Raw genomic sequence first — 14476 nt, 5'->3', positions numbered from 1 at the left:
AATCTGCAAAACAATGCGGTATTCACGCAATAGCCTGAATGCCTTGCTCTTATCACCTGCAATGATTTGCAGCCTGTTTCGCGTCGTGTTTCCCAACTCTGTTGATCGTCGGCCCACTCAGTTTCCAAATCAGAAATCGGCTCGGAAATGCTCCGGACCCCCAGCGACTGCCAGTATTTTTTTGTACCCTTATGTGAGCAAAAAACACGCAGGTTAAGACAAAATTAATTAGCTTTGCATTAGTTTTTACTGTTGCGTTTTGTATAGAATATATGACACAGGTCCAGCCTGTCACTTCATTTGCAGTCTGGTACGCTGTCATCTCTGAACAATTCAAGGAACGACTCTGGGAGTTATTGCATGTCAGGAAACCAAATCGGTCGCCGCGGTCTGCTTGCGCGGCACTGGAAGTTAAGCAGTTGTTGTATTGCCGCCTTTGCGTTCATCGTCTTCTCCAGCCTGCCCGACTCCGAGGCAGCACCACGACGAAAACCCGTCGCAAAAAAAGCCGCTCCGAAAAAAGAAGAACCGCTCCCGCCACGATTCACAGTCAAATCCAAGCCCGTCAGTACGACCAAACTTTCATCAGCCATCAAATCGGCAGAACAGATCGACAAGCTGGTTGAAGCCAACTATCGGAAATACAAAGTCGAACCCAACCCGATGACGACCGACGAACAGTTCCTGCGTCGCATCTACCTCGACATCACCGGCACGATCCCCACCTATCGGGAAACCAAATACTTCCTGGCTTCACGCCACCCCGACAAACGCAAGATGCTCATCGACCGTCTGTTGAACAGTGATGGTTACGCCAGCCACTTCTACAACTACTGGGCCGACGTATTACGGTACACCGACCGCCTGAATAACAACGTCGATGGTTCTCCCTATCGTCAGTGGATCAAACAATGCCTGGCAGAGAACAAGCCCTGGGACAAAATGGTCAGTGAAATGATCACGGCAGAAGGATTGATCTGGGAGAACCCCGCTACCGGCTACATGCAACGTGATTCCGGCATGCCACTGGACAACATGAATAATACCGTGCGTATTTTCCTGGGAACCCGCATCGGCTGTGCCCAATGCCACGATCATCCCTTTGATCGCTGGAAGCAGAAAGAATTCTACGAAATGGCGGCTTTCACGTTCGGTTCTTCGACCCGCGCCAGTGGCCGTGACAAACGCTTCTACACCGGTCAGGATCCCAACAGCCGTCTGCGTAAAGAGTTCGCAGAACTGGATCAGGAAGAAAAAGACCGACGTCGCAAGCAGGGACGATTCAATCGCATGATCCGCGTGAACATGATGGTTGTGCACGACAATAACCGGAAGATTCAGCTGCCACATGACTACGCTTATACGGACGCCAAACCGAAATCGGTGGTCGAACCCAAAACCATCTTCGGTAAACCGGCAGACATTCGCAAAGGCGAAACGCCTCGCCAGGCTTTCTCCCGCTGGATGGTCTCTAAAGATAACCCCCGGTTTGCTTTGACCATTGCCAACCGACTGTGGACTCAGGCCTTTGGAAGAGGACAGATCGAACCAGTCGACGATATGATGGACAGTACTGTCGCAGAAAACCCCGAACTGATGAAACATCTCGAATCAGAAATGAAACGACTGAATTTCGATATGAAGGAATATCTGCGAATCGTGTTTAACACGAAAACCTATCAGCGACAGGCATCTCCCAAGGATGTTCCGCTGAGTGAAATCTATCACTTCCCGGGACCGGTATTGCGTCGCATGTCCGCTGAACAGGCCTGGGATTCCTTCCTCACAATCGCCGTGGTGGACCCCGAAGAATACCGCGAACTGCCCGCAGAAATGGAAACCGAAATCATCTCGGTCGACCTCAATAAAGCGACCGCCCAGGAAGTCCTGGATGCGGATGAAAAGAAACGGGAGGAAATTGACCGTACGCGATACAAACGGGAAAAGAAATACAAGTACAAAGGCCAGCTGCTGGCCCGTGCTGCCGAACTCCCTTCTCCGGTACCGCCCAGCCACTTCCTGCGTACTTTCGGTCAGTCCGACCGTGAACTGATCTCTGGTTCATCCGACACCGGATCCGTGCCACAGGTGCTGTTCATGTTTAATGGCCCGGTCACTCACATGATGCTGGAAAAAGGTTCCACGATCTACAACAACGTGATCGAGCAGAAAACAATTAAAGATGGCGTCGATGTCATTTTCATGACCATCCTCAGCCGTCGTCCCGACGCAGATGAGTTGAAAATCGCCATGGACGAAATCGAAAACAATGGCCCTGCAGGTTACGGTAACGTGATCTGGTCACTCGTGAATACCCGCGAGTTCCTGTTTATTCAATAAAACCATTTCGGCTCCCTCCGGTCAAACCGTGGGAGCCGGTTATGCAAATGACAACTAATTCAAATCAATATCAAAGGCATACAGATGAGAGAACTCTATAAACAACTCGACGGAGTCGGTCGGCGGCGGTTTCTGGAATATGCTGCCAAATCTGCACTGGGTGTCAGCGTGCTCCCCGTATTCAACAACATGCTGGAAGCGGCTCCCACAAAAAGTAAAGGTCCGAAAGGCAAGCCCGTCAATGGTAAAGCCAAACGCCTGATTTACCTGTATATGGCTGGCGCCATGACTCACCTGGATACGTTTGACCTGAAACCAGGTCATAAAAACCAGGGGGACACCAAAGGCATCAAAACCAGCGTTCCGGGGGCTCAAATCAGCGAGTTTCTCCCTACATTGGCAGAAGAATTTGACAAGATGGCCGTCATCAATTCCATGTATACCGAAACCGGCGCGCATGGACCCGGTGAATACCTGATGCGGACCAGCTATAAGGAAATCGCTTCGACCCGGCACCCCTCTATGGGACCGTGGATCCAGCGTTTCCGTGGACGTCAGAATAAAAATCTGCCCGACACCGTTCTGATCAGTGCGCCCGCCCGACACCCGAGTTCAGGATTCCTGGACCCTTCTTACAGCCCCCTGCCGATTGGTGACCCCAATCGGGGGCTGGAGAATACAGATACTCCTTCCTACCTGTCTGAAAACACGTTTGAAAAACGAATTGATCTGATCAATAAGTTCGACAAAAAGTTTCAGACCAAGTTCAAGAATCAAAACGTCCTGGCTTACACGGACTTTTATTCTCAGGCCACCAGCCTGCTCTCCAGCGATGAACTGAAAGCCTTCGACCTGAATGAAGAAAAAGCGGAAGACCGTGACAAATACGGCCGCAACTCATTCGGTCAGGGATGCATGCTGGCACGCCGTCTGGTCGAAAACAACGTCCGCTGCGTCGAAGTCAACTTCGGTGGCTGGGACATGCACCGCGATATTTACGACGACGGGATTCTTCCCACTCGAACCGGTATTCTGGACAAGGCACTCGGCAACCTGCTCAAGGAACTGTCGGAACGCGGACTGCTGGATGAAACACTGGTCGTTCTCACCACCGAATTCGGCCGTACTCCCGTAATCAACCAGAATGGTGGTCGTGACCATCATCCCGGCGTCTTCTCTGCCGCCTTAATGGGTGGCGGTATCAAGGGAGGCCAGTTCTACGGAAAGTCTGATAAAGGGGGACATAGCGTTGATGCTGACGGCGTACTGCCGGCTGACTTCAATGCGACCATCGCGTCAGCTTTGAACCTGCCTCTGGACAAAGAAATCTTCTCCTCTGAAGGTCGCCCCTTCAAAGTCGCCCACGATGGCGAAGCAGTCACCAAACTGCTCTAAAACCAGAACCTTTTCATTGCAAAATCCAGTACGGCTTCCTTCACGGGGAGCCGTTTTTTTTATAATTAGCAACCTTAAAAAATATTCGTCCTTCTCAGCGAAAAACCCGAAAAATGGTAGACTCCTAAATTTAAGCCGTCTATGATCAATATATGGAATCATTGATATGAGCTTTGAAAATCCTTCCCCAATGCCACGATGATCCACAAATAATATGAGTATCCGACCTTGAGTCCCGCCAGTTTTTCCTCAAAACCGCAGTCTGGAAAGACGATGATGATACGATCCTGCCGCTGCTTTTGTTGGTTTCAGACGTACCTGATTCTGACGCTCTTCTGTTCCTTTACTCAAGCCGCAGACAGTTGGCTGCAGTTGAAAGGAGACAGCCAGCGTTCCGGTAATGCACCTGCCATCTCCCTCCAGACGCCCCTCTCTCTGGCCGCAGCCGTCCCGTTAACCGACGGCATTTATACATCGCCAGTCGTCAGCCAGGGAACCGTCTTCGTAGTAGATGGCGCGGGTGTTGTCTTCGCGTTGAATGGACAGACCGGTAAAGTCCTCTGGAAATACGCGACGAAAGGGGGAACGGGAAACTGCAATAATGTTGCTTCGCCCGCCATCATCGATAACTACCTCCACGTCGGTACTGCTGCCGGCTATTATTATGTATTCGACCTCAAAACCGGCGCCGTCATCCAGGAACTGGACTGCCGGGAACCGATCTTCTCTGCCCCGGTTGTCAACAAAGGCCGCGTCTATTTCGCTACCCTGGGCGCGCAGGTTTATGCAGTCGAACCGGCCGGTGAAGTCGTCTGGACTTGGGACTTTGTCAAAGAAGTCGTCGACTTTGAGGGCAATCGCTGGAGCGGCGCAGACTGGTTAAAACACCGAAAAGACCGAGTCACCTGGAAGGATCACTTCGTCTGTTCCCGCGATATCTGCCTCGCCGGTGATTCCCTGGTCATCCCTGCCGGCGGTCGAACGGTCTTTCTGAAAGATGGCGGCACAGCCCCGGAGCTGCAGGTCGTAGGAGAAATTCCCAAGTACGCCGGTGCAGAGTTCCCCGCCACCTTTGGTCAAAGCGCGGATGCCGCCGGCAATGTTTTTGTACAATGGCATCGCCGCGATAATGCAGGGCGCGTCGAAGTCATGCGACTGGACGGCGACAAAATCCAGGCCGACTATATTAAAGGCACTCAAACATCCATCCGCGATCCCGGCCTGCTCGGCTTTGCCTCGGTCACTGTTCGCGGCAACGATGTCTTTCGTGTTCGTCCCGAAGCCGGTCTCGGTCTGGTCCGTCATACACTCGACTCTGAAACAACCGACGTGCTCTGTGAAGCCCCCTCCATCTGCCCGCCGGTCATCACGGACAACCACATTGTTTATGGCGGTCTGGATGGCACCTTGTATGTCATCTCGCTCTCAGATAAACAGATCACAGAATTCAAAACAGCGTTTCAGGCACCGATTACAGCTCCCGTCGCTATTGCCGACCAGAAAATCTATGTCCCCTGCGAAGACGGTTATCTCTACATTCTCAATGCCGATGGTACCACGCCCCAGACACAGGCCGCACTCCCAGCAAAAGACCTGGAACTCTGGAAAATCCGCAACCCCCTTACTGGTCCTCTCGCCAAACCGGAATTTGACTGGTACACCAACTACGGCGACTTCGGGGGTACCAATGCCAATGCCCAGGACTTGAAACCGCCTCTGCGAATGCGGTGGGCGCGGCGTCTGGAAGGCACGGTTAAACATCTGCCTGTCTGTGGCGGCGGTCGTCTTTATACGCATACCGCTGAAGGACAGATCATCGCCGTCGAACAGGATACCGGCCGTTTGCTCTGGAGACGCTATTGGCCCGACGTCTATCTCTCGTTTACTTCGCCTCTCTATATCGACGGCAAACTGCTGATCCCTCAGGCAGGGATCAAAAAATCCGTCATGCGTTGTCTGGATGCTGCCACCGGCGATCTGCTCTGGGAGGCCCCCTTTACCGGTTCTCCCAGCTGGAGCCGACAGTTTCCCCCCGTCGTCTCAGGTAATATTGCCATCTATGCTTCCGGCTCCGGCGAATATGCGGCCCAGGGAACAGAGAAAGCCTTCACCTTCGGCGGCAAACCAGCGGTCAAAGAAGACGGTCGCGAAGTCATGAGCTGGATTTATTCGAACGACAATCCCTACTACCCCCGGGATCACCGTCCGCGGATCTGGGCCTGGGATCTCGACACAGGCAAAGTCGTCTGGGAGAAAGATTTCTCCGACTACGGTCGTGGCGGGAATGATTGTGGCATCGCCATTCTGGACGGGAAACTGTATTACTCCACCTTCTTCGGCTATGCCAGCAGTCAGCGAAAACGCCGCGGTTTACCCGTCGAAAATAATGGAATCACCGCCTGCCTGGATCCCCGGACAGGGGATGTCGTCTGGCTGACCAACAAATACTATGTCACATCCAAATGCACGCTCAGTGCCCGCGACGGACGCATTTATATAGGTGGATACAACCGTGCGAATGAAGACACGCAGGACCGGTTTGTCTGGTGCCTGGATGCGAAAGACGGTGCGCTGGTCTGGCAATCCGATGCAGTGACCTCGGCTTTGAATGTCGTCACCGTCGGCAAGGATTACATCTTTTCCAATGCGCTCCGGGGAAAAGGAAACGTCTTCGATCACAAAACAGGTAAAGTCGTGAACAGTATCGGGCACAACTATGCCTGCTGTCGATTCACACTCTCTGAGCCTTATGTACTGGGCGCCAATATGGATATGATCGATTTATCAGACGACGGCAAGCTGGTTTCCACCGGCCCCGCGATCGACTCGCGCGAGTGTCTGGGAGCCGTCGTTTCCAACGGGCGGATTTTTTACACATCCCAGGCCAGCGGCTTTATCGTCTCCCAGACCTATGGGGAAGCTTCGAAAAAACTGCCCGCTGTCTGGGAACGCCCCTGATGAAAAAAGTTCCCAAATCGCAAGTTGACTATTTCAAAGGTTAAGAAACAATGAAGTGACGTCGGCGTGTATCCCGAGATTTTCAGCCCGTTGGTTTGCACTGCTGTTTCACACAATTTAAAATTCACCGATACGTTAGTATTAACGTATCATCTGCATCCCGCAGAACACTTTTGTCACGTATAGGAATTTGAGGAGAAATACATGAAAAGACTGCTTACACTTTCAGTCGCGTTGATGTTCGTTGCAGCCAGCTCATTCAGCTCAGCAGCCGAATTGAAATCTGGAATCGAAGTTGGTGGAAAACCAGCTCCTTACACAGTCAATGATTGTACAGGACCTAACGCTGGTAAATCACTATGTTATCGCTGCAGCTACGGCAGACGACCTGTAGTGAATATTTTCACTCGGGACATGAATGGCAACGTCCAGGATCTGATTACTCAAATCGACGCTAAAGTCGGTAAAAACCGTGATCAGAAAATGGCCGCATTTGTCGTGCACCTGACAGACGATGCTGACAAATCCAACGCTGAACTGAAAAAAGTCGCTGACAGCAAGAAAATCAAAAACACACCGCTGACCAACTACGAAGGCGAAGCGGGTCCTTCGGCCTACAATATTTCTAAAGACGCTGACATCACCGTACTGATGTGGGTCAACGGAGAAGTAAAGGTCAATCACGCTTTCAAGAAAGCCGACCTTTCCAAAGACAAAATCTCTCAGATCGTAAAAGAGACTTCCAAAATCTTGAACTAACGATTGATGAGATTGCTTTTTAACCAGGAATCGACCCCGCTTACCCTGACCGGTGAGCGGGGTTTCTACTTCCCGCCCGAAAAGTCTCAGACGAATCTACACAGTAACAAAAGGGGTTTACATGTTTCTTCGTGTCAGGTCCGTTCATTCTGCTCTACTGCTGACGCTCGTTTTATGTGCGAGCCTGTTATTCACCACGCGGCATCTTTCCGCCGGTCAGTCAAACAGTCTGCTTGACATTTCCGCCGATGGGAAATTGCTGGCCTGCTCGAACAGAGACAGTGGCTCAGTCACCATTGTTGATTTGAAAACCAGTCAAAAACTCCACGAAATCAAAGTCGGTAAACATCCCGAAGGCGTCTCCTTCGTGGGAAACAGCCATCAGGTCGCGACCGCCGTCTACGATGAAGACCGCATCGTGTTCCTCAATGCCGACACCGGCAAACAGACCGGACAGACCGAAGTCTTCGACGAACCGTACGGCGTGGTTTCCACCACGGACGGCAAACGTATTTTTGTCACACTTGACTATCCCGGTCGCATTGTAGAGATCGATCCTGCGACAAAAAAAGTCGTCCGCGAGTTCTCTTCCGGAAAGCATCTGCGTGGCATCGCTGTCTCCAGCGATAACCAGAGCCTGTTTACCACTGAATACTATTCCGCACTGGTTCGCCGGGTGGATGTCAAAACGGGAAAAACCGTCGACGAATGGCCGGGCGGCAGCACCGATAATCTCTCTCGACAGATTACCCTGCACCCCCGTCGCGCCAAAGCTTATCTGCCTCATATTCGCTCACGCATCACTGTCGCACACGGCGCCGGTTCGATCTTCCCCATCGTTTCCATCGTTGATACGAAACCCAAAGCAGGCAAACGCCGACGCAAAATTCCGATGGACTCGTTCCGCGGTGCTCGCGTCACCTGCAATCCGTGGGATACCGCCATCACTCCCGATGGAAAAACGTTCTTCATCGTCTTCGCCGGAACCGACGATCTGTATGTCAGCAATGTAATTGATGACGATTACCGCGAACTCACCTTCCGCGGTTCTCTCAACGTTGGCGCGAACCCCCGTGGCGTACGCGTCGCCCCCGATGGAAATACATTCTACGTTTATAATGCCCTCGACTTCGAAATTGTCGCTTACGACACACACTCACTCAGTCGGCTGGCCACGATCAAAGTCACAGAAAATCCCTTAAGCGACGAAGTCCTGCTGGGCAAACGTCTGTTCTACACAGCGCTGCAACCCATGACGAGCCGTCTCTGGATCTCCTGTGCCAGTTGTCATCCCGACGGACAGCCCGATGGAAAGACCTGGCATAATCCGGAAGGCCTGCGAAATACTCAGTCACTGGCCGGCATGGCGTGGACCCACCCTATTCACTGGTCGGCTGACCGCGACGAAGTTCAGGACTTCGAACACACAATCCGTGGCCCCCTGATGCAGGGGAAAGGCCTGGCACGCGGCAGAATTTATGAATCTTTAGATAAACCCAACAAAGGATTATCAGAGGCCCTCGATGCCATGGCCGCATATTCCAACACACACGATTTCACTCTCAGCCCGTATGCGAAAAATGGCTTATCCCCCGCAGCCCAGCGCGGACGCCAGCTCTTTTTCTCAAAGCAGACCCAGTGCGCCACCTGTCACTCAGGTCCCTTCCTGACTGATTCGGTTCCTTCGAAATCGATTACGCGGCACAACGTCGGCACCGCCGTCGATAATCCCGGTGAAAAAATGGGGCCTGAATATGATACGCCGACGCTCCTGGGCATCTACCGCACTGCCCCGTATCTGTCACACGGCAAAGCAGAGACACTCGAAGAAGTTTTGACGACCTATAATCACAATGATCAACACGGCAAAACCAGCCAGCTTTCAAAACAGGAACGTGCCGACCTCGTCGAATTCCTGAAAGCACTTCCCTACGAAGACCCGGTACCACAGGCCAAAGCCGCCGGACTGGTCAAAATCACAAAATAACTGACCTCTTTTGAAACTCAATATCTGGAAATAACAGAAACATGTCGCCTCAAGTACTCTGTCTGTTTGGTTCACTCGTCTTATTTTTTGGCTGCAGCCAGGAAGGCAGCACAGCGGATACTCCGGTAGAACCGGGTACCCCCGCTCAAACAGTAGCTGCTTCCCCAGCAGAGCCAGCAACAAAGAAACAAACCGCTCCGGCGATTCCCGGTGCACAGACCTTTGAACAGGATGGGATCACCGCTCAAATCGCCAACTGGGAACAGCTGCAGGAATTCATCGGCAACCAGGACGATAAAATCGTTATTGTCGATCTCTGGTCGAGCTGGTGTGAACCCTGCCTTCGCGAATTCCCGCACCTGGTCGCGCTGCAGAAGAAGTATCCGGAAAAAGTCGTCTGTGTTTCCTTCAACCTCAATTATGACGGCAGCAAGGCTTATCCTCCGGAATCCAGCAGGGAAGAGCTCATGGAGTTTTACACGAAGCAGAATGCAGAGATCGTCAACCTGATTTCCAGCACACCAGACGAAGATCTGTACAAGAAGCTTGATCTCGCCGCGATTCCCGCCGCCTATGTGTATGGCACTGATGGGAAACTGCTGAAACGCTTCGACAACGAAACCCTAGCCTACGGACAGGAAGGCTTCACCTACGAAGAACACATCGTCCCTTTCATCGATGAAATGCTCCAGCAGGCACAAAAGCCGACGGAATAATCATCGATCCCTGTTTGATTGCTGATCAGGCAAACGTAATATAGATCCCCGACATGATTCCAGCCAGTAGTATGGCAATCAGTCGCGGATCGGTAATTCCTGACAGGGGTTTCAGCACGATTTCTTTCAATGGGTTTTGCCAGCACATCATTTTAACCTGATCTTCAGAAGGAGGTGGAGTCAGCAGACTGACTGACACAAACACCACCGAGCAGATGACAAACAGCCACCAGGCCTGCAACATAAAGGGAATTCCCATCTCTTTTGTGATCAGTTCAAATCCAAAGTCGAGCGCAAATGTCAGCCCGCCCAGAATCGAACCGATAATTAAAGTCGACAGCGAAGCTTGTGCAGTCCCCCGTTTCCAGAGCACACCCCAGATGAAGACCGCAGTGATCGGCGGCGCCAGGCAGGCAATCATACTGTTCAATCCGGAAAAGATGCTTTCAAATTTACTCCCCATCGTGGACCAGCCAATCGCCAGGATCATGACCACCACGGCGGTGATCCTCCCGACAACCACCAGTCGCGCATCGCTGGTTTCCGGTTTCAGTTTTTTCACGACATCAATACTGATCAGAGTCGCTGTGCTGTTCAATGCCCCGGCGATCGTACTCATCAAAGCTGCCAGCAGCCCCGCGGCAATCAGTCCCTTCAAGCCTTCCGGGATCAATTGTTTAATCAAAACCGGCAGCGCTTTATTAGGATCGTCGCCAATCTGTTCCTGAAACAAAACATAAGCAAGCACGCCGGGAAAGACCATGATCAGTAACGGCAAGACCTTGATAAAGCCCGCGAATAACGGGCCAGCCTGGGCATCCTTTTCAGTTTCTCCCCCCAGTACCCGCTGCACAATCGTCTGATCCGCACACCAGTACCAGATTCCCAGGACCGGGTATCCCAGCAGGAAGGCATACCACGAATAGCCCCCGCTTTCCTGTAGCATACTCATGTGTTTTTCAGGGAGCGCTGCACGCAGTTTCGTCAACGAATCAATCCCCTGTTCGTTCAGGGCACCTGCCGCGAAGTAAGTCACCGCAATCGAACCGATAATCAACAACACGGTCTGAATCGACTCGGTGATCACCACCGCTTTCAATCCGCCGACGACGGTATACAGCGTCGTGATCGCGGAAATCACCAGTACGGAAGTGATGACATCGATTCCAAAAAACTCGTGAATCACAGTCGAGCCCGCATACAGCGTCATGCCGATGTGGATGAACAGAGCCGCCACGACGCCCATGATCGCCAGCACGACCCGCGATCCGGCACTGAAGCGTTGTTCCAGGTAATCGGGCAAGGTAACCAGACCGCTGCGGTGATAAATCGGCGCAAAGATCAGCCCCAGCAAGATAAGGGTAAACGCCGCCAGGCATTCGAAGTTCCCCACGACCAGCCCTACACGATAGCCGTCGGCAGCCAGTCCGATCAGATGCACGGTGGAGATATTTGTGGCAAATAAAGACAGTCCAATGGTCGGCCACTTTAATGAGCGTCCCGCCAGGAAGTAACTGTCGACAGTCTGTTTCTGTTTTCGGCTGACGAACAAACCCATTCCGGTAATCAACACCAGGTAGGCGACGATGATCACAGAGTCAAGAACAGAAATATCCAGTTGATTGGCTGCCAGCAGAAAGAGCGCGTTCATAAAGAGGCAATCACATCATAGATCTAAATCAGGTGGGCGAGACTTCAACTTCAGAAGACGTCACATCTTCGCAGACTGGTTCCGTTGTTTCCAGTGGCGGCAGCCCCCCTGCGGAGGCCAGTTCGTTAAACTGATTAATCAGCCGCAGTCCCACCGGAATTCCTGACTGCAGACGCTCCACTCGAGTCAATGCCTCCGGTTCGCCCGGATAGTAAACTTTGCCTCCCTCTTTCAGAGGCTTGACGGCTCCCCAGCGTTGAATCAGCTCTTCAATGCGATCCTGGAACGTTTCCACCTCGGTAAAGCGACTGATATCAATGGCCCCCACCATACCTCCCAGCAGACGTCGCTGTGTCAGATCGCCATACATTTTGGGAATATCCGGGCCAATGGGAGCCCCTCCCAGCAGCGCGCACAGCACATCGATCATCAGTCCCAGCCCCGAGCCTTTGAAACCACCAAATGGAAAAAGTGCTACCACTTCATTGGGATCGGTCGTCCCCCTTCCATTGGCATCCAGCGCCCAGTCTCCCGGGATCGAAACACCTTCCGTCGCGGCATTCGCAATCGTATTCCAGGGCGTAATGCTTGTCGCCATATCCAGGCAGAGCGATTTCCCCTCTTTTCCCGGTGCCGTCATGCAGATCGGGTTTGTCCCACAGAAAGGTTCTGCTGCTCCGTGGGGAGTCACCATCGGATCAACGTGCGTAAACGCAAAGCCGATCATCCCGGCCTCTGCAATCCGTAATCCATAATAAGCCAGTGCTCCGCAATGCGAAGAGTTACAGATCGAAACCCAACCGGCCCCGGAATCCCGCGCCAGTTCCACCGCATGGTCGGCTGCTTTCACCATCGCCAGTTGCCCCAACCCGTGATCGCCGTCCACGCGACCGACGGCGTCTCCCAGCGGTTCCCACTGCATTTCCGGTCGGGGTTGAATGCTCTGTTGACGAATGCGCTCCAGGTAATGCGGTAACCGTGCCACGCCATGAGAATCAATTCCACGCAGATTCGATTCCACCAGGGTATCTGCTACCAGACCTGCATCGTGCCCTGTCAGATTCGCTTGCAGCAGCAACTGGTAACAGAACTCCTTCAGGGATTCAGGCTCAATCAGAGCACTCTCAACTTCGATCTGCGCCAAAGGTCACCTCAACTTCTCATTTTTGTGACGCATCCTGTAATGTGTCACGGAACACAATTCAATTCAAACAGGGTAGTAAATGACTACATTCAGATCTGTTCTCAGGCAAACAGATCATACATCACTTCACCATGCACGTCCGTCAGACGGAAATCGCGCCCGGCAAACTGATACGTTAATTTCTTATGATCCAGCCCCAGCAGATGCAGCATCGTGGCATGCAGATCATGTACGTGGACCTTATTCTGGACCGCGTAATAGCCATAATCATCGGTGGCACCATACTGCAGCCCTCCCTTGATGCCTCCCCCCGCCATCCACATCGTGTACCCCTGGGGGTTATGATCGCGGCCGTCTGCTCCCTGACTGACGGGCGTTCTGCCGAACTCACCGCCCCAGAGCACAAGCGTGTCATCCAGCAGCCCCCGCGCTTTCAAATCTTTCAGCAGCGCGGCAATGGGTTGATCGACCTCTTTGCAATTCCGAGGCAGTGCCGTTTTTAATCCTCCATGCTGATCCCATTTATAACTGTGAGTAATCTGCACAAACCGCACACCCCGCTCAGCAAAACGCCGTGCCATCAGGCATTGTCGACCGAAGTTTTTCGTCACATCCTGATCCAGCCCATACTCCTTTTGTGTCGCCTCGGATTCATCGCTGATATCCTGCAATTCCGGCGCGGCCGTCTGCATCCGGTATGCCAGTTCAAAGGAATTGATACGTCCCTCCAGCGCCGCATCGGGGCCGGACTCAGCCAGATGCTCCCGGTTCATCTGCTGCAGATAATCCAGTTCTTTCCGCTGCACCGACATCGGAATTCCACTCTCATTTTTTATGAACGGAATCAGAGCCCGGTCGGCAGGGATACTCGCATTACCGATCGGCGTTCCCTGAAAATCAGCCGGCAGAAACGAAGAGCTGTAAGCGTTCACGCCCCCATGGGTCAGAGTCGGACAGACAGTAATGAAACCGGGCAGATCCTGATTTTCCGAGCCCAGGCCATAGGTAATCCAGGACCCCATACTCGGTCGCACGAATGTATCGCTGCCGGTGTGTAATTCCAGCAGTGCTCCACCGTGCCGCGAGTTGGAACCATACATCGAGTTGATGATACACAGATCATCGACACAACCTGCCACATGCGGAAACAGTTCACTCACCCAGGCTCCACTCTCCCCATGCTGTTTGAACTTCCAGGGTGAGCCCAGTAGATTTCCCGTCTCAGCAGAAAACACCTGAGGTTTGTCAAACGGCAAAGGCTTACCGCTGTCTTTCTGCAACTGCGGTTTATAGTCAAACGTATCCATATGCGACGGGCCGCCGTGCATGAACAGGAAGATTACACGCTTCGCCTTCGGTGTGAAATGCGGCGACTGTTCCGGTTTTTTGCTGGCTGCCCGACCTTCATTCCCCAATAACGCCGCCAGCGCCAGACTCCCGAATCCGGCAGAACTGCGCTGCAGCATTTCCCGACGGGTGAGCGGCGTTGATCCCCGATAACTATTCCAGTGATTCATAACTGATCT

The 14476-nt window shown here is 52.7% G+C and carries 9 protein-coding genes; 6 read left to right on the top strand and 3 right to left on the bottom strand.

Annotation, left to right across the window (positions count from 1 at the left end; translation table 11 throughout):
- Positions 1 to 360 precede the first annotated feature (360 nt).
- From GmarT_RS07690 to GmarT_RS07665, 6 genes are all read left to right on the top strand, one after another.
- The gene (locus GmarT_RS07690) at positions 361 to 2340 is read left to right on the top strand and encodes a DUF1549 domain-containing protein (protein WP_149302517.1); all 1980 of its coding nucleotides are present in this window, start codon (positions 361 to 363) and stop codon (positions 2338 to 2340) included.
- 84 nt (positions 2341 to 2424) lie between these two features.
- Positions 2425 to 3735 carry a DUF1501 domain-containing protein gene (locus GmarT_RS07685; RefSeq protein WP_002645986.1) on the top strand — a complete coding sequence of 437 codons (1311 nt, stop codon included), beginning with the start codon at positions 2425 to 2427 and terminating at the stop codon, positions 3733 to 3735.
- Between the two features lie 273 nt (positions 3736 to 4008).
- Positions 4009 to 6693, top strand: a complete 2685-nt coding sequence (locus GmarT_RS07680; RefSeq protein WP_044237483.1) for a PQQ-binding-like beta-propeller repeat protein — start codon at positions 4009 to 4011, stop codon at positions 6691 to 6693.
- Positions 6694 to 6897: 204 nt separating this feature from the next.
- Positions 6898 to 7452: a hypothetical protein gene (locus tag GmarT_RS07675; protein WP_044237486.1), complete on the top strand. Its 555-nt coding sequence runs from the start codon at positions 6898 to 6900 to the stop codon at positions 7450 to 7452.
- Positions 7453 to 7573: 121 nt separating this feature from the next.
- Positions 7574 to 9439 (top strand): c-type cytochrome, encoded by a 1866-nt coding sequence (locus GmarT_RS07670; RefSeq protein ID WP_002645989.1) that lies wholly within the window; start codon positions 7574 to 7576, stop codon positions 9437 to 9439.
- Positions 9440 to 9480: 41 nt separating this feature from the next.
- Positions 9481 to 10155 carry a TlpA disulfide reductase family protein gene (locus GmarT_RS07665; RefSeq protein WP_002645990.1) on the top strand — a complete coding sequence of 225 codons (675 nt, stop codon included), beginning with the start codon at positions 9481 to 9483 and terminating at the stop codon, positions 10153 to 10155.
- A 25-nt stretch (positions 10156 to 10180) separates the two neighbouring features.
- Here the strand turns inward: GmarT_RS07665 and GmarT_RS07660 are convergent, their stop codons facing one another.
- The 3 genes from GmarT_RS07660 to GmarT_RS07650 form a co-directional block, all read right to left on the bottom strand.
- Complete coding sequence (locus tag GmarT_RS07660) at positions 10181 to 11806, bottom strand: sodium:solute symporter (RefSeq protein WP_002645991.1); 1626 nt, start codon at positions 11804 to 11806, stop codon at positions 10181 to 10183.
- 28 nt (positions 11807 to 11834) lie between these two features.
- Positions 11835 to 12950 (bottom strand): Ldh family oxidoreductase, encoded by a 1116-nt coding sequence (locus GmarT_RS07655; protein ID WP_002645992.1) that lies wholly within the window; start codon positions 12948 to 12950, stop codon positions 11835 to 11837.
- 101 nt (positions 12951 to 13051) lie between these two features.
- Complete coding sequence (locus GmarT_RS07650) at positions 13052 to 14467, bottom strand: DUF1501 domain-containing protein (RefSeq protein ID WP_002645993.1); 1416 nt, start codon at positions 14465 to 14467, stop codon at positions 13052 to 13054.
- Positions 14468 to 14476 lie beyond the last annotated feature (9 nt).

It is taken from the genome of Gimesia maris (assembly GCF_008298035.1).
GTDB classification, from domain to species: domain Bacteria; phylum Planctomycetota; class Planctomycetia; order Planctomycetales; family Planctomycetaceae; genus Gimesia; species Gimesia maris.
Note: the sequence above shows the minus strand (reverse complement) of the source record. Positions and strands in the feature narration are given on the sequence as shown.